A 16,993-nucleotide genomic window follows, 5' to 3' on the forward strand; every position below is an offset into this window, starting at 1 on the left:
CCAATACCTTCGTGATAGCGGCGGTCAACGTGGTCTTGCCGTGGTCAACGTGACCTATCGTGCCGATGTTTACATGCGGTTTGTTACGCTCGAATTTAGCCTTCGCCATGATAACAGGCCCTCCTCAAAAAGTGTTGTTAGCTTGATTAACCTTTTACTTTTGCAACTATATCGTCTGCAACCGACTTAGGCACCGGTTCGTAATGATCGAATGTCATGGTGTAGGTGGCGCGTCCCTGGGTAGCGGAACGCAGGTCCGTGGAGTAGCCGAACATGGATGCCAGCGGCACCATGGCGGTCACGACCTGGGCGCCGGCACGGGAATCCATACCCATGATGCGTCCGCGCTTGGAGTTGAGGTCGCCGATAACATCACCCATGTACTCTTCGGGGACAACGACCTCTACCGACATGATCGGCTCAAGAATGATGGGACCAGCCTTGGCGCAGCCTTCTTTAAAGCCCATGGAACCGGCGATCTTAAAGGCCATTTCCGAGGAGTCGACCTCGTGGTAGGAACCGTCGACCAAAGTGATCTTGACGTCCACGACCGGGAAACCAGCAAGGACACCGTTATCGGTTGCCTCTAAAACGCCCTTGCCAACGGCAGGGATGTATTCACGGGGTACGACGCCACCCTTGATGGCATCGACGAACTCAAAACCTTTGCCCGCTTCCTGAGGTTCGATCTCCAGCCAGACATCGCCGTACTGACCGCGACCACCGGACTGGCGGACAAACTTGCCTTGGACCTTGACCTTCTTGGTGACGGTTTCGCGGTAGGCAACCTGGGGTTTACCCACGTTGGCCTCGACCTTGAACTCACGCATCAGGCGGTCTACGATGATCTCGAGATGCAGCTCGCCCATGCCGGAGATGATAGTCTGACCGGTTTCCTCGTCGGTTTTAACGCGGAAGGAAGGGTCTTCGCTGGCGAGCTTGGCGAGACTGACGCCCAGCTTTTCCTGATCGGCCTTGGTCTTGGGCTCGATGGCGATGGAGATAACCGGCTCAGGGAACTCGATGGACTCAAGAATAACCTGTTTGTCCTCATTGCAGAGGGTGTCGCCGGTAGTGGTATATTTCAGGCCGACTGCGGCGGCGATATCACCGGCATAGACCTCTTTGATCTCTTCACGCTTGTTGGCATGCATCTTCAGGATACGGCCAAGGCGCTCCTTTTTGCCTTTGGTCGAGTTGTAGATGTACGATCCAGCGGTAACCACACCGGAGTAAACGCGGAAGAAGGTCAGTTGACCGACAAAGGGGTCGGTCATAATCTTGAAGCCCAGGGCGGAAAACGGTTCGCTGTCCGCAGCCTTGCGCTCTACCTCTTCGCCGCTGTCCACATCGACACCCTTGATGGCGGGAATATCCAGCGGAGAAGGCATGTAGTCCACAACTGCGTCAAGCAGGTTCTGCACGCCCTTGTTTTTGAAAGACGAGCCACAGATGACCGGGCAGATCTGGATGTTAATGGTGCAAGAACGGATGGCGGCCTTGATCTCGGCCTCGGTCAGCGCTTCGCCGCTCAGATATTTCTCCATGAGCACATCGTCGTGGCTGGAGATTTCCTCGATCATCTTCTCACGATATTCCTTGGCCTCTTCAAGCAGCTCGGCCGGAATTTCTTCCTCGTGGAATTTGGCACCCAGGGCCTCTTCTTCCCAGATGATGGCCTTCATGGTGACCAGGTCGATGACACCCTTGAAATGCTCTTCCTTGCCGACCGGGAGCTGAATCGGAATCGGATTAGCCTTGAGCCGATCCTTAATCATCTGCACGCCGCGGAAGAAGTCCGCACCGACACGGTCCATCTTGTTGATGAAGGCGATACGCGGCACATGATACTTGTCAGCCTGGCGCCAAACCGTTTCGGACTGGGGCTCAACGCCACCGACCGAGCAAAAAACCGCCACAGCACCATCCAGAACACGAAGGGAACGCTCGACCTCAATGGTGAAGTCCACATGGCCCGGGGTGTCGATGATATTTATATGGCAATCCTTCCATGCACAGGTGGTTGCAGCAGAGGTGATCGTAATGCCACGCTCCTGCTCCTGCTCCATCCAGTCCATGGTGGCAGTACCCTCGTGCACTTCACCAATTTTGTGCGAAACACCGGTATAGTAAAGGATACGCTCGGTCGTCGTCGTTTTGCCGGCGTCAATGTGAGCCATAATCCCGATATTTCTATAATTTTCAAGTGGCGATAAGCGGGGCACAGAATCCTCCAAAAAAGTAATACTGCCTGATAATTACCAACGATAATGAGCGAAAGCGCGGTTGGCCTCAGCCATTTTATGAACATCCTCACGCTTCTTGACGGCGGCACCCCTGTTGTTGTAGGCGTCGAGAATCTCGCCGGCCAGCTTGTCCTTCATGGTCTTCTCACTGCGAGCGGTCGAGTACTTGATCAACCAGCGCATAGCCAGAGACATGCGACGGTCCGGACGGACCTCGATGGGCACCTGATAGGTAGAGCCACCAACACGGCGCGATTTAACTTCCAGCATCGGCTTGATGTTATCAAGGCTCTTTTTGAGCACCTTGATAGCTTCATCGTTGCTCCGCTCGGCAACCAACTCAAGCGCACCATACAGAATCGACTCGGCAACACTTTTCTTGCCGCCCAGCATCAGCGTGTTGATAAGCTTGGCAACGACCTTGTCACTGTATTTAGGGTCCGGCAGGATAATTCTTTTGGGTACTTCTCTTCTTCTTGGCATATCTATCCCCTCAACAAATCAGGTCAAATATCTATTTCGGCCGTTTGGCCCCATACTTGGAGCGACTCTTCTTACGGTCCTTCACGCCAACCGAGTCAAGAGTACCACGAACGATGTGATAACGAACACCAGGAAGGTCCTTGACCCTGCCGCCACGAATCAGGACAACGGAGTGCTCCTGAAGATTGTGGCCGACACCAGGAATATACGAGGTAACCTCAATCCCATTGGTCAGACGAACCCTGGCAACCTTACGAAGAGCCGAGTTCGGCTTCTTCGGGGTAGTCGTATAAACCCTCGTGCAAACACCACGCTTCTGAGGACAGCACTTCAGCGCAGGCGCCGTCGACTTGTCCTTTTTCTTTTCCCTGCCCTCACGAATCAACTGATTAATCGTTGGCATAGTCGCATTATTCTCCCAGCGCAAAAATATCCAGACACATAGATTCACCCCATCAAGAGGCGAATTGCGAAACTAACAAATTTTAAATGCCACTGTCAACCCAATTATGCCCGCTTCTCAAAAAAAACAAGACACAACACACAAGCAAAGACGCCTGCGCAGTCGACAAGCAAAAAACACACTGATGGTTTTGGTATCGAGTCGCCAATCCAGCGCGCGTGACAATAAGCGAAAGGGAATGGAATAGGTGTAGGGTCGGAATTTACCGACAGCTCCATTCATGGCTATTGCGCTGAACCCAGTTACATGGGCGAACTCAAATGGTCCGTATATTTACAACATTCAGAGGGTGTCTGTCAACTAAAAAAAACAATTTCTTTATTTATTTTGGCCTGGGGGGAGGGAGGCATAACCGGCATGCCGCCCTCCCCGTTCAACCACAATACTATCAATCAGTTACGCAGCTTCCTGTTCATCCTCAGCCGCATCCAGCGCTTGTTCTTCCTGTTGCGACGCCTCCTGCATCTGTGCGTCTGCCTGCAGGCGGAGATGGCGATAGCGCGCCAGTCCCGTTCCTGCCGGGATGAGACGGCCCATGATGACGTTCTCCTTCAGGCCGCGCAGGTAGTCGACCTTCCCTTCAATGGCGGCCTGGGTAAGAACCTTGGTCGTTTCCTGGAAGGAAGCCGCCGAGATGAACGACTCGGTGGAGAGCGATGCCTTGGTAATGCCCAACAGCAGCGGTTCGGCGATGGCCGGACGTTTGCCCTCGGTAAAGACCTTTTCGTTTTCGTCTTCAAAGACCCAGCGCTCCACCTGATCATCAACCAGCAGATTGGTGTCGCCGACCTCTTTGATACGCACCCGTCGCAACATCTGGCGCACGATGGTCTCGATATGCTTGTCGTTGATCTTGACGCCCTGGAGACGGTAGACCTCTTGGACTTCGTCCACCAGGTACTTGGCCAGCTCCTTGACGCCGAGCACGCGCAGAATATCGTGGGGGTTCGAAGAACCGTCCATGAGCGCCTCGCCGGCACGCACATGATCTCCTTCGTGGACGCTGATATGCTTGCCTTTGGGGATCAGGTACTCCTTCGGTTCGCCGACCTCGGGAGTAACGACAACCTTACGTTTGCCCTTGGCATCCTTGCCGAAGGTAACCCGCCCGTCGATCTCGGAGATAACCGCGAAGTCCTTGGGCTTGCGCGCCTCGAACAACTCGGCGACGCGCGGCAGACCACCGGTGATGTCCTTGGTCTTGGTCGTCTCGCGGGGGATCTTGGCGATGATGTCGCCGGCGCTGACCAAGGCATCTTCCTGGACGTAGATATTGGCGCCCACCGGCAGGAAGTAGCGGCCGATGGTCCCGCTGCCGTCGCCGGCAGTGTCCTTGATGGCGATGCGCGGACGCTTGTCCGAATCCTTGGTCTCGATGATGACCTTGCGGGAGAGACCGGTCACTTCGTCCAGTTGTTCCTCAATGGTAACGCCTTCCTGGATATCGCCGAACTTGACCTTACCGGCCACTTCAGTGAGGATCGGCATGGTGTAGGGGTCCCACTCGGCCAACGTGGCGCCCTGTTGTACGGCTCCGCCCGGAGCGATCCTGATCTTGGCGCCGTACACGACCGTGTATTTCTCGCGTTCGCGGCCGGTTTCGTCGATAACGGCGATCTCGCCGTTACGGTTCATGACGATATGATGTCCCTCGTTGTTCACAACCGAATTGACGTTGATGAACTTGAGCGAACCATCGGTGCGGGCCTCCAGGGAGGTCTGCTCGGCATGACGGGAAGCGGTACCACCGATATGGAAGGTACGCATGGTCAGCTGGGTACCCGGCTCGCCGATGGACTGGGCGGCAATGACGCCGACCGCCTCGCCCATATTGACGATATGGCCGCGGGCCAAGTCGCGCCCGTAACACTTGGCGCAAATACCCCGGCGGCTCTGACAGGTGAGCACGGAACGGATCTTGACCTTCTCCAGGCCTGCGTCCTCGATCCGATTGACCAGGCTTTCGTCGATCTCCTGGTTGGCCTCCACCAGCACGTCGCCCGTAACCGGGTCCAAAATATCGTCCAGGGCCACGCGCCCCAGGATACGGTCACCGATATGCTCGATAACCTCGCCTCCCTCGGTCAGGGATGAGACGATCAGACCGTCCAGAGTGCCGCAGTCGTCCTCGGTAATGATGGCGTCCTGGGCCACATCCACCAGACGGCGGGTAAGATAACCGGAGTTGGCGGTTTTGAGCGCCGTATCGGCCAAACCTTTGCGGGCGCCGTGGGTCGAGATGAAATACTGGAGAACCGTCAGCCCTTCGCGGAAGTTGGCGGTAATGGGGGTTTCGATGATCTCGCCGGAAGGCTTGGCCATCAAACCACGCATACCGGCCAACTGGCGGATCTGCTGGGCGGAACCACGGGCACCTGAATCGGCCATCATGTGGATGGCGTTGAAAGATGACTCCTTGATCTCTTCCCCATCGACGATGAAGTTTTCCTTGGAGAGGTTGTCCAGCATCTCCTTGGCGATGTCTTCAGTCGCTTTGGCCCAGATATCGATAACCTTGTTGTAGCGTTCGCCGTCGGTGATCAGACCCTCGGTGTACTGGTTCTGAATCTCCTTGACCTCATCCTCGGCCTTGGTGATGATGGCAGCCTTCCCTTCCGGGATGACCATGTCGTCCAGACAGATGGAGATGCCGGCCAGGTTGGCGTAGCGGAAGCCGATCTCCTTGAGGCGGTCGGCAAGGATAACGGTCTCCTTGCTGTCGGCCAGGCGGTAACAGGTATCCACAAGATTGGACAATTCCTTCTTGTTGAGCACCTTGTTGATCGCGCTGAACGGCACCTGGGGCGGCAGGATCTCCCGCATGATGACCCGCCCGATGGTGGTATCGATCAATTGCGGTTTTTCGTCGCTTACAAAGTTTTTCATCCGCACGCGAACCTTGGCCTGCATATCGACCTCACCGGCATCAAAAGCGATGCGCACCTCGTCGGGCGACGAGAAGATCTTGCCGGTCCCCTTGACCTTGCGGTAGATCATCTTGCCGGTGGCCGGATCGATCTTGGCGCGGCCGGTCTCGTCGTCGGGATCGGGCTCGTACAGGCGATCGCGGGTCATGTAATAGGCGCCGAGAACCATGTCCTGCGACGGAACGATGATCGGCTTGCCATGTGCCGGCGACAGGATGTTGTTGGTGGACATCATCAGGACGCGGGCCTCCACCTGGCTCTCGATGGAGAGGGGGAGATGCACGGCCATCTGGTCGCCGTCGAAGTCGGCGTTGAAAGCGGTACAGACCAACGGGTGCAGTTGAATGGCCTTGCCCTCGATGAGCACCGGTTCAAATGCCTGGATACCGAGGCGGTGCAGGGTCGGGGCGCGGTTGAGCATCACCGGGTGTTCCTTGATGACCTCCTCCAGCACGTCCCACACCTCGGGGCGTTCCTTCTCCACCATCTTCTTGGCGCTCTTGATGGTGGTTACATAGCCGCGCTCTTCCAGCTTGTTATAGATAAAGGGTTTGAACAACTCCAGGGCCATCTTCTTCGGCAGGCCGCACTGGTGCAGCCGCAGTTCCGGACCAACGACGATAACCGAACGGCCGGAATAGTCGACGCGCTTACCCAAGAGATTCTGGCGGAAACGGCCCGACTTGCCCTTGAGCATGTCGGACAGGGATTTCAGAGGACGTTTGTTGGGGCCGGCAATGGCGCGGCCACGGCGGCCGTTGTCGAACAGCGCGTCCACCGCTTCCTGGAGCATCCTCTTCTCGTTGCGGATGATCACCTCCGGCGCCTGCAATTCGCAGAGGCGCTTGAGGCGGTTGTTACGGTTGATAACCCTGCGGTACAGGTCGTTCAGGTCGGAGGTGGCGAACCGTCCGCCATCCAGCGGCACCAGGGGGCGCAGTTCCGGCGGAAGAACCGGGATGCATTCCAGAATCATCCATTCCGGCTTGTTGCCCGAGGACTTGAACGCTTCCACAACCTTGAGGCGCTTGGCGGTCTTTTTACGTTTCGCTTCGCTGGTGGACTCCATCATCTCGGAACGGAGCGACACCGCCAGTTCGTCCAGATCGAGCGAGCGGAGGCAGTTGCGGATGGCCTCGGCCCCCATGCCGCCTTCGAAGGCGTCGGTGCCGTATTCCTGCTGGGCCTTGATGTATTTTTCCTCCGACATCACCTCGCAGAACTGCATCGGCGTGTTCTTGGGATCGCTGATGACGAACGCCTCGAAATACAGGACCTTCTCAAGGTCCTTGAGGGTGATGTCCAGCAGGTTGCCGATACGGGACGGCAACGACTTGAGGAACCAGATATGGGCCACCGGGGTGGCGAGGTCGATATGACCCAGCCGCTCCCGGCGCACCTTGGAGGGGATGACCTCAACGCCGCACTTTTCGCAGATGATGCCGCGATGTTTCATGCGCTTGTACTTACCGCAGTTGCACTCGTAGTCCTTGGTGGGACCGAAGATTTTGGCGCAGAACAGACCGTCCCGCTCCGGTTTGAAGGTGCGGTAATTGATCGTTTCCGGCTTCTTGACCTCGCCGTGGGAACGTTCCCGAATCTTCTCGGGTGACGACACCGATATCCGTATAGCTGAAAAGTGGAGTGGATCTTTTGGTTTATCGAAAAAACTGAAATAATCTTCCACGTTGCTCTCCTCCGTTATTCTGAAGCTCCGCGACGACGCCGGGCCGGCTGTCTACGAAGGTCTCTGTAATTATTCCTCGTCCCCTTCAAGCAGTTCCACGTCAAGACAGAGGGATTGGAGTTCCTTGATGAGGACGTTGAAGGATTCCGGCAAGCCCGGTTCAAGGGTGTGTTTGCCCTTGACGATGGCTTCATACATCCGCGTGCGGCCGGAGACATCATCCGACTTGACCGTAAGGAATTCCTGGAGCGCATAGGAAGCGCCGTAGGCCTCCATTGCCCAGACCTCCATCTCACCCAGTCTCTGCCCGCCGAACTGAGCCTTGCCACCCAGCGGCTGCTGGGTAACCAAACTGTAGGGTCCGATGGACCGGGCGTGGATCTTGTCGTCAACCAAGTGATGCAGTTTTAGGAAGTACATCACGCCGACAGTTACCTTATGCTTGAACGGGTCGCCGGTGCGGCCGTCGAAGAGTGTTACCTGGCCGGAAGAATGGAACCCGGCCTTTTTCAGCATCCCCTTGATCTTATTCTCCGAAGCGCCCTCGAAGACCGGCGACGCCATGGGGATACCCCGTTGGAGGCGGCGGCAGACCTTCAGCAACTCCTCCTGGTCAAGGGTATCGATGAAGTGGGTGAAATCCGTGTCGTCGTACACGTCCCTGAGATATGCCTTCAGATTGTCCTCAGAGAGGTGCTTCTGGAGCATCTCCTCAATCTTCCAGCCTATGCCCTTGGCTGCCCATCCCAGATGGGTTTCGATGATCTGGCCGACGTTCATACGGGAAGGAACGCCCAGGGGGTTGAGAACGATCTCCACCGGCCGGCCGTCTTCCATATACGGCATATCCTCTTCGGGCAGGATGCGGGAAACGACACCTTTGTTACCGTGGCGACCGGCCATCTTGTCACCGACCTGCAGCTTGCGCTTGATGGCGATGTAGACCTTGACCATCTTGATCACGCCCGGCGGCAGATCGTCGCCACGTTTGAGCTTCTGTATCTTATCGTCAAAGACGTTGTGAATCAGGTCGATCTGGCGGTTCAAGGTATCCAGTACCTGGCTTACCTTCTCATCCGTATCCCCTTCGTCGCTGACGGAGATGCCTGCCCAGCGTTCCATCGACACACCGTCGAGGGTTTCTTCGGTGATCTTCTTGCCCTTGGCCAGGATCAGCATCCCCTCCCCGTCTTCAAGCTTGACCGCCAGGGTCTTGCCCACCAGGAGGCGTTTGAGCTTGCCGACTGCCGAATCGCGGATGATGCGGATCTCGTCCTGCTCATCCTTGCGGAGTTTGTTCTCCTCCGCCTTCTCGATCAGTTCGGTACGGGCATCCTTGTCGTTCCCCTTGCGGGAGAAGATCTTGGCGCCGATGACGGTCCCTTCCACACCCGGGGGTACGGTCAGGGAGGTATCACGGACATCGCCGGCCTTTTCGCCGAAGATGGCGCGCAGCAGTTTTTCCTCGGGAGAGAGTTGGGTTTCGCCCTTGGGGGTGATCTTGCCCACCAGGATGTCGCCCGGCCGCACCTCGGCACCAATGCGGATAATGCCGGATTCGTCCAGATCCTGGAGGGTTTCTTCACCCAGGTTGGGGATATCGGCAGTGATCTCCTCCTTACCCAGTTTGGTATCGCGGGCGACGCATTCAAACTCTTCAATATGGATCGAGGTGTAGCGGTCCTCTTTCACCATCTTCTCGGAGACCAGGATGGAGTCTTCGTAGTTGTAGCCGCCCCACGGCATGAAAGCCACGACGATGTTCTGTCCCAAGGCCAGTTCGCCCATGTCTGTGGAAGGGCCGTCGGCGATGACGTCGCCACGCTTTATCTTATCCCCCACCTTGACCACCGGCCTGTTATTGATGCAGGTGTTCTGGTTGGAGCGGGCAAACTTGATCATGTTGTAGATATCGACGCCGGTGCCGGTTTCATCGAGCTCATCGTCATCGATCTTGATGACGATGCGGGAGGCGTCGACCGATTCCACCTCACCCTTATGACGGGCAATAACGGAGACCCCGGAGTCCTTGGCCACGATCCGTTCCATGCCGGTGCCGACCAGGGGAGAATCGGCCCGCAGCAGCGGCACAGCCTGACGCTGCATGTTGGAACCCATCAGAGCGCGGTTGGCGTCGTCGTTTTCCAGAAACGGAATCAACGCGGCGGCGACCGACACCAACTGTTTGGGAGCCACGTCCATCAGCTCGATCTCTTCCCGATGCACCAGGATGAACTCGCCGCTCTTACGGGCCGTGACATAGTCGTTGACGAAACGGCCGTTTTTGTCCACCTCGGCGTTGGCCTGGGCGATGGCATGCCCTTCCTCCTCCAACGCGGAGAAGAAACGGACTTCGCTCGTCAGCTTGCTGTCCTCAACGATGCGGTACGGGGTTTCCACAAAGCCGTGCTCGTTGATGCGGGCATAGGTGGAGAGGGACGCGATCAGGCCGATGTTCGGACCTTCAGGCGTTTCGATCGGGCAGACGCGGCCGTAGTGGGTCGGGTGAACGTCGCGGACTTCGAAGCCGGCACGCTCACGGGTCAGACCGCCTGGTCCGAGGGCCGAAAGACGGCGTTTGTGGGTAACCTCGGACAGCGGGTTCGTCTGGTCCATGAATTGGGAGAGCTGGGACGAACCGAAGAACTCCTTGACCACGGCCGAAACCGGTTTGGAGTTGATCAGGTCGTGGGGCATGAGGTTTTCCACCTCTTGCAGGCTCATGCGCTCCTTGATGGCGCGTTCCATGCGCACCAGGCCGATGCGGTACTGGTTCTCCAGAAGTTCGCCCACGGCGCGCACTCGGCGGTTGCCCAGGTGGTCGATGTCGTCGATGGTACCGCGGCCGTTTTTCAGGTCGATCAGGTAACGGACGATCTCCAGGATGTCATTCTTGGACGACGCGGCGATGAGGTCGGCGTACAGATCCTCGAAGAGCATCCGGTTGCGGCGCAGAATCTCAATGGCACGGCGGTTTTCGTCAAACACGCCCTGATCGATCAGTTCGGACAGCTTGACGGTCGCTGCGCTGAGGGCCAGGGGGGCGAAAACATCCTTTTGGAAGAAGTCGTGGTCCTTGAAGAGGTTGTTGAACTCCTGAACCAACTGCTCCGCCAGCTTTTCGGGCACCGGCTGGGAGAGGTCGCACTTCTTGAGCGTCTTGACCAGTTCCGCGGGGAGTTTCATCATCAGGTACTGGGAGAACTGATCCTCACCCTTGGCAAGACGGGACACAAGCTCCTGGGGATTCAGGAAGTCTTCAACGGTCAGCATGCTGGGGGCGTTGAGAACCGTACAATCCGGCCACACCTTCAGGCCAAGCTTGTAATTCAGCTTGAGGCGCCCCACGGCGGACAGATCATACCGTTCCGGGTTGAAGAACAGGTTGTCGAACAGCGCCAGGGAACTCTTCAGGGTTGGGGGGTCGCCCGGACGCAGGCGGCGGTATATTTCGATCAGAGCTTCATCGGTGCTGCTCACCTTGTCGATCAGCAGGGTGTCGCGAAACGACGAGGTGATGTGCAGGTTATCGATGAAGAGCACGCTGAAACTATGAACGCCCCGGGCCACGATCTCGTCGAATTTGGCGGCGGTCACTTCCTCGTTGCACTCCACGAGGATTTCGCCGGTGGCAGGGTCGATAACGTCCGCCGATGCATAGCGGCCGATGACGCCGTCAGCGGCAACCGGAACGGTTTTGATGCCGTGCTCGAACAGCTTCTTGATGGAGGCCTTGGTGTATTTGCGATTGGCCTTGACGATTACCTCGCCGTTTTTGGGGTCAACCACATCCACCGTGGACTTCTGCAGGGTGAGCAGCTCGGGATCGATACTCTTGGAGAGGGACTCGCCGTTGACGAAAATCTCTTCACTGTTGTAGTAATAGTTGAGCAGCTGCTCAACTGAATAGCCGAGTGCTTTGAGCAGTACCGTTGCCGGCATCTTGCGCCGACGGTCGATACGTACATAGAGAATGTCTTTATGATCAAACTCGAAATCAAGCCATGATCCGCGGTACGGGATCACCCTTGCCGAGTAGAGAACTTTGCCGCTGGAGTGGGTCTTGCCCTTGTCATGATCGTAAAAAACGCCGGGGGAGCGGTGCAGCTGGCTGACAATGACACGCTCCGTGCCGTTGATGATGAACGTCCCGTTATCGGTCATCAACGGAATTTCGCCGAAGTAGACCTCCTGCTCCTTGATATCCTTGATCGCCCTGACGCCGGTTTCCTTGCCGGATTCCCAGATGACCAGGCGCACCTTGACCTTCATGGGCGCAGCAAAGGTCATCCCGCGTTGATGACACTCTTCCACATCATATTTCGGCTTGTTGAGGGTATAGGAAACGTACTCCAACGATGCACTTTCGCTGAAGTCCTTGATGGGGAACACGCTTCTGAAAACGGCTTCGAGGCCGATGCTTTTCCGGGATTCGGGTGAAACCTCCTGTTGCAGGAAACGGTGGTAGGAGTTTTTTTGTATGTCAATCAGATTGGGAATATCAATGATATTTTTAATCTTGGCAAAGTTTTTACGCAACAAGTGGTTATTGGCGATCGAATAAGCCATAGCTTCTCCTTTGGCGAGTATCATCAAGACATCCGGCCATACAGGCAACCAGCCGGATTTACAGACTACCAGAACGGGAGGGGATTTGCTGAAACAGCACAAGCCAAGGCCGCTCAAGGCGACCTTGGCTTACATTTCTATAAAAGTACGGCGTACTATTTGATCTCTACTTCGGCGCCGGCTTCAACCAGCTGTTTTTTGGCTTCTTCGGCTTCCTGCTTGGAAACGCCGGTTTTCACGGTGCCGGGAGCGCCGTCAACCAGGTCTTTGGCTTCTTTCAGACCGAGGCTGGTCAGTGCGCGGACAACCTTGATGACATTGATCTTGTTGGCGCCGGCAGCCTTGAGAACAACGTCGAATTCGGTTTTTTCTTCAGCAGGCTCAGCGGAGGCAGCAGGGCCGGCAGCAGCGGCAACGGCAACCGGAGCGGCAGCGGACACGCCGAATTTGTCTTCGAGTTCTTTAACAAGTTCGGAAAGTTCCAGAACGGTCATATTTTCGATAAAGCTGATTACTTCTTCCTTGGTGATAGCCATGTAAATAGTCCTCCGATAGGTTTAATGTAGCGTAGTGGTGAATAGAGTGGTTAGTTTCCGGCTTTCTGGGCGCGAATGGCGTCCAGGGCGCGAACCAGTGAGCTCGGCAGTGCCGCGAGCACGCCAACAAAGTTGGTGGCGGGCGCCTGCATGGAACCCAGCATCTTGGCGATGAGAACTTCACGCGAGGGCAACTCTGCCAATGCCTGGATCTGTTTCACATCCAGCAACTTACCGGAAAGAACGCCGGCCTTCAGGACAAATTTGCCCAGAGGGTCCTTGGCGAATTTGCTGAGCACCTTGGCGGCGCTGACCGGATCGTCATACGTGATGGCGACGGCGGTCGGTCCTGCCAGGTAGGGGCTAAGCGGTTCGGCTTCCGTACCCTTGGCGGCAAGGTCGAGCAGGGTATTCTTGAATACCTTGTACTCAACGGATGCGCCGCGCAATTCGTTACGAAGGCTGGTGGCCTGTCCCACGCTCATGCCGCGGAAATCGGCCAAAAAAACCGCCTTGGCTCGTGTGAGCCGCTCATGCATCTCGGTTACCAGTTCCTGCTTGCTATTCTTGTTCAAGCGACTTCCTCCTTTCTTTTGGTATCTGGGGCGAAGCCCCGGCCAAAGTCAGGAAGCGCAAGGAGTGAACCTTACGTTACCCAAGTCTCGGCAGGTCCGGCCGCATCACCGGATTAAGCTGTGCGTGCACCTGCTGTCTTTGACTTTGGCTGCTAAACCGCTACAGCGGGACGACTAGATCTGTGCCGTCACTTCGCTGATATCGAGGTTAATCCCGGCCCCCATGGTGGAGGAGAGGGAAATCTTCTTGATATAGGTGCCTTTGGCGGCGGAAGGCTTGGCCTTGACCAGAGCTTCGATGAGCGCCAGCACATTGCCTTTGAGGCTTTCGGCGTCGAAGGAAACCTTCCCTACCGGGGCGTGGACGATGCCGGCCTTCTCGACGCGGAACTCGACCTTACCGGCCTTGCACTCTTTTACCGCTTTCCCGATCTCGAATGTGACGGTGCCGACCTTGGGGTTCGGCATCAGGCCGCGGGGACCGAGCAGCTTGCCGATCTTGCCGACCACACCCATCATGTCCGGTGTGGCAATGGCGGTGTCGAACTCAAACCACCCCGCCTGGATCTTCGCCACCAGGTCGTCGGAACCGACGTAGTCTGCGCCTGCATCGAGGGCCTCTTTTTCCTTTTCCCCTTTGGCAAACACGAGAACACGCACATTCTTGCCCAGACCATTGGGCAACACAACCGCCCCACGGACCATCTGATCGGCATGGCGAGGATCAACGCCCAGCTTCACGGCGAGATCGACGGTTTCGTCAAATTTGACATAGGCGGTTTGCTTGACAACATCAAGGGCAGCCCCAAGGGGATACACCTTGGTTCTGTCTATCTGAGACATCGCCGCCGCATGCTTTTTCGCGTTCTTCGACATGATACAACCTCTCTCTGGTTCTTTTAAATATATAAACCCGTGACTAGACGATATCGACGCCCATGGAGCGGGCAGTCCCTTCAACGGTTCTCATGGCGGCTTCCACGGAAGCGGCGTTGAGGTCCGGCATCTTCTTTTTGGCGATCTCTTCGACCTGCGCCTTGGTCAGTTTGCCGACTTTGGTCTTATTGGGAACGGCGGAACCGCTCGCAATGCCCAAAGCCTTCTTGATCAGGACAGGGACCGGAGGCGTCTTGGTGATGAACGTGAAGGAACGGTCGGCATAGACCGTGATGACAACCGGAGTAATGGTGCCCTCATCCGCCTGGGTCTTGGCGTTGAACGCCTTGCAGAATTCCATGATGTTGACGCCGTGCTGGCCAAGCGCCGGCCCGATGGGAGGTGAGGGATTAGCCTTGCCAGCGGGTACCTGCAGCTTGATATAACCTGTGATCTTCTTTGCCATTATGGTGCTCCTTTGTGTGACAAATGCCGTTTCTCTATTATGACGCTTGTTCGCGGATTAATTCTTTTCCACCTGCATGAATTCCAACTCAACCGGGGTCGCCCGGCCGAAAATCGTAACCGTGACGCGCAACTTGCCCTTATCCGGTTTGACGTCTTCAACAATACCGGAGAAATTGAGGAAAGGACCATCCACGACCCTGACGGTCTCGCCGACTTCAAACTGCACCTTCGGCCGCGGTTTTTCGGCGCCCTCTTCCATCCGGCGGGAAATCTTGTTCACTTCTTCATCACTAATGGGAAACGGCGTATTGCCACCAACAAAACCGGTAACCTTGGCTGTTTCCTTGACGATGTGCCACGTCTCGTCGGTCAACTCCATCTTGACGAGGATATACCCGGGAAAAAACTTGCGGGAAGAGGTCTTCTTTTCACCTTTTTTCAATTCAACGACGGTTTCGGAAGGGATCAGAATCTCTTCGAAAAGTTCCTCCACGCCCTCGTTCTTTATGCGCTCAGTCAGGTTCAGCCTGACTTTATTTTCAAAACCTGAATAGGTGTGAACCCCGTACCACTTTTTGGACATAATAAATCCTTTATCCCAGTATAAGCCGCATCAGCTTGGCCAGGACGATATCGCAAGCCCCCAGGTAAATCGAGATAAGAAAGATGATGACCACCACAACTCCGGTTGTGGCCACAGTTTCCTTACGGGTTGGCCAGGTAACCTTACCTAGCTCAATCTTAACCGATTCGAGAAATGTTTTTACGTTTTGCACGTGAGCTCCTGTCGTGACCGACAAACCGTCTTTGGTGTCACGCCACTTTCGGTGGCGCCTTCCCGCTTGCTGAACGCTGATGGGAAAAATGGCAGGCCAGGAGGGATTCGAACCCCCAACATCCGGTTTTGGAGACCGGCGCTCTAGCCGTTAGAGCTACTGGCCTGCACGCCCGAAAAAACAACGATTATTTGGATTCCTTGTGAGGAGTGTGTTTACGACAAAAACGGCAGTACTTGCTGAACTCGAGTTTTTCAGGCTTGGTTCTCTTGTTTTTGGTGGTTGTGTAATTCTTTTGCTTACACTCGGTGCAGGAAAGGGTAATTATGTCTCTCATTTGACTATTCCTTTAACAGTGACGCCGCTGCGGCCAGAGATGACCGCAGCGGCGTTCGGAAAATTATTCAATAATCGAGCTGACGACGCCGGCGCCAACGGTACGGCCACCTTCGCGGATGGCGAAACGCAAACCTTCGTCCATGGCGATCGGGGTGATCAGTTTCACGGTCATGGCAACGTTGTCGCCAGGCATGACCATCTCAATACCAGCAGGAAGTTCGGCTACGCCGGTCACGTCCGTGGTGCGGAAGTAGAACTGGGGACGATACCCGTTGAAGAACGGGGTATGACGACCACCCTCTTCCTTGGTCAGAACGTAGGCTTCGGCCTTGAACTTGGTGTGCGGAGTGATGCTGCCCGGCTTGGCAAGTACTTGGCCGCGCTCGATGTCTTCACGCTTGACACCGCGCAGCAGGGCGCCGATGTTGTCGCCGGCACGACCTTCGTCCAGCAGTTTGCGGAACATCTCAACGCCGGTTACCGTGGTCTTGGCGGTGGCTTTGATGCCGACGATCTCGACCTCTTCGCCGACCTTGACGATACCGCGCTCAACACGACCGGTGGCAACGGTACCGCGACCGGAGATGGAGAAGACGTCTTCGACAGGCATCAAAAACGGCTTGTCGATGGCACGCTCGGGATTGGGGATGTAGGCATCGACTGCGTCCATCAGGGCGATGATGGCCGGCTCGGCCAGTTCGCCCTTCTCGCCGTTCAGCGCCTGGAGGGCCGAACCTTTGATGATGGGAATATCGTCACCCGGGAAGTCGTAGCTGGACAGAAGCTCGCGAATCTCAAGCTCAACCAGTTCCAGCAACTCGGCGTCGTCCACCATGTCCGCCTTGTTCAGGAAGACGACGATGTAGGGAACGCCTACCTGACGGGCAAGCAGGATGTGCTCACGGGTCTGGGGCATGGGGCCGTCAGCGGCGGACACGACCAGGATGGCGCCATCCATCTGCGCAGCTCCCGTGATCATGTTCTTGACGTAGTCGGCATGGCCCGGGCAGTCAACGTGGGCATAGTGACGCTTGTCGGTCTCGTATTC

General features: G+C 56.3%; 14 protein-coding genes and 1 tRNA gene. All 15 read right to left on the reverse strand.

Translation table 11 applies throughout. The features are described from left to right. On the reverse strand, positions 1 to 109 hold a 109-nt coding region (locus ET418_RS18700; protein ID WP_149306083.1), incomplete at its 3' end, for a GTP-binding protein. 37 nt (positions 110 to 146) lie between these two features. Then, the gene (gene fusA / locus ET418_RS17885; RefSeq protein ID WP_149310003.1) at positions 147 to 2,225 is read right to left on the reverse strand and encodes an elongation factor G; all 2,079 of its coding nucleotides are present in this window, start codon (positions 2,223 to 2,225) and stop codon (positions 147 to 149) included. A 33-nt stretch (positions 2,226 to 2,258) separates the two neighbouring features. Continuing rightward, complete coding sequence (rpsG, locus tag ET418_RS17890; RefSeq protein ID WP_149310005.1) at positions 2,259 to 2,729, reverse strand: 30S ribosomal protein S7; 471 nt, start codon at positions 2,727 to 2,729, stop codon at positions 2,259 to 2,261. Between the two features lie 31 nt (positions 2,730 to 2,760). Next, entirely contained in the window at positions 2,761 to 3,132 is a 372-nt protein-coding gene (gene rpsL, locus ET418_RS17895) for a 30S ribosomal protein S12 (protein ID WP_149209888.1), read from the reverse strand. A 456-nt stretch (positions 3,133 to 3,588) separates the two neighbouring features. After that, positions 3,589 to 7,806 carry a DNA-directed RNA polymerase subunit beta' gene (gene rpoC, locus ET418_RS17900; RefSeq protein WP_149310007.1) on the reverse strand — a complete coding sequence of 1,406 codons (4,218 nt, stop codon included), beginning with the start codon at positions 7,804 to 7,806 and terminating at the stop codon, positions 3,589 to 3,591. A gap of 69 nt (positions 7,807 to 7,875) precedes the next feature. After that, the gene (gene rpoB / locus ET418_RS17905) at positions 7,876 to 12,375 is read right to left on the reverse strand and encodes a DNA-directed RNA polymerase subunit beta (protein WP_149310009.1); all 4,500 of its coding nucleotides are present in this window, start codon (positions 12,373 to 12,375) and stop codon (positions 7,876 to 7,878) included. Positions 12,376 to 12,530: 155 nt separating this feature from the next. After that, positions 12,531 to 12,911: a 50S ribosomal protein L7/L12 gene (rplL, locus tag ET418_RS17910; RefSeq protein ID WP_149310011.1), complete on the reverse strand. Its 381-nt coding sequence runs from the start codon at positions 12,909 to 12,911 to the stop codon at positions 12,531 to 12,533. Positions 12,912 to 12,961: 50 nt separating this feature from the next. Beyond that, on the reverse strand, positions 12,962 to 13,486 hold the full coding sequence (gene rplJ, locus ET418_RS17915) for a 50S ribosomal protein L10 (protein ID WP_149310013.1): 525 nt from the start codon (positions 13,484 to 13,486) through the stop codon (positions 12,962 to 12,964). Between the two features lie 174 nt (positions 13,487 to 13,660). Continuing rightward, positions 13,661 to 14,362, reverse strand: a complete 702-nt coding sequence (gene rplA / locus ET418_RS17920) for a 50S ribosomal protein L1 (RefSeq protein ID WP_149310015.1) — start codon at positions 14,360 to 14,362, stop codon at positions 13,661 to 13,663. A gap of 43 nt (positions 14,363 to 14,405) precedes the next feature. Continuing rightward, on the reverse strand, positions 14,406 to 14,828 hold the full coding sequence (rplK, locus tag ET418_RS17925) for a 50S ribosomal protein L11 (protein WP_149209882.1): 423 nt from the start codon (positions 14,826 to 14,828) through the stop codon (positions 14,406 to 14,408). A gap of 57 nt (positions 14,829 to 14,885) precedes the next feature. Then, the gene (nusG, locus tag ET418_RS17930; RefSeq protein WP_149310017.1) at positions 14,886 to 15,413 is read right to left on the reverse strand and encodes a transcription termination/antitermination protein NusG; all 528 of its coding nucleotides are present in this window, start codon (positions 15,411 to 15,413) and stop codon (positions 14,886 to 14,888) included. Positions 15,414 to 15,423: 10 nt separating this feature from the next. Further along, complete coding sequence (gene secE / locus ET418_RS17935; protein ID WP_149209880.1) at positions 15,424 to 15,606, reverse strand: preprotein translocase subunit SecE; 183 nt, start codon at positions 15,604 to 15,606, stop codon at positions 15,424 to 15,426. 89 nt (positions 15,607 to 15,695) lie between these two features. Further along, positions 15,696 to 15,772, reverse strand: a tRNA-Trp gene (locus tag ET418_RS17940). Positions 15,773 to 15,793: 21 nt separating this feature from the next. Continuing rightward, positions 15,794 to 15,943 carry a 50S ribosomal protein L33 gene (gene rpmG / locus ET418_RS17945; RefSeq protein WP_149209879.1) on the reverse strand — a complete coding sequence of 50 codons (150 nt, stop codon included), beginning with the start codon at positions 15,941 to 15,943 and terminating at the stop codon, positions 15,794 to 15,796. 63 nt (positions 15,944 to 16,006) lie between these two features. Further along, the coding region (tuf, locus tag ET418_RS17950) for an elongation factor Tu (protein ID WP_149309322.1) at positions 16,007 to 16,993 on the reverse strand (987 nt) is incomplete at its 5' end.

Origin of the sequence: Oryzomonas rubra (assembly GCF_008369015.1) — a bacterium.
Classification (GTDB): Bacteria; Desulfobacterota; Desulfuromonadia; order Geobacterales; family Pseudopelobacteraceae; genus Oryzomonas; species Oryzomonas japonica.

Bases quoted from the DNA above. Each gene is read 5' to 3' on its own strand.
- rpoB (WP_149310009.1), bottom strand. From the start codon at position 12,375: ATGGCTTATTCGATCGCCAATAACCACTTGTTGCGTAAAAACTTTGCC.
- rplA (WP_149310015.1), bottom strand. From the start codon at position 14,362: ATGTCGAAGAACGCGAAAAAGCATGCGGCGGCGATGTCTCAGATAGAC.
- rpsG (WP_149310005.1), bottom strand. From the start codon at position 2,729: ATGCCAAGAAGAAGAGAAGTACCCAAAAGAATTATCCTGCCGGACCCT.
- rpsL (WP_149209888.1), bottom strand. From the start codon at position 3,132: ATGCCAACGATTAATCAGTTGATTCGTGAGGGCAGGGAAAAGAAAAAG.
- rplK (WP_149209882.1), bottom strand. From the start codon at position 14,828: ATGGCAAAGAAGATCACAGGTTATATCAAGCTGCAGGTACCCGCTGGC.
- rpmG (WP_149209879.1), bottom strand. From the start codon at position 15,943: ATGAGAGACATAATTACCCTTTCCTGCACCGAGTGTAAGCAAAAGAAT.
- nusG (WP_149310017.1), bottom strand. From the start codon at position 15,413: ATGTCCAAAAAGTGGTACGGGGTTCACACCTATTCAGGTTTTGAAAAT.
- rplL (WP_149310011.1), bottom strand. From the start codon at position 12,911: ATGGCTATCACCAAGGAAGAAGTAATCAGCTTTATCGAAAATATGACC.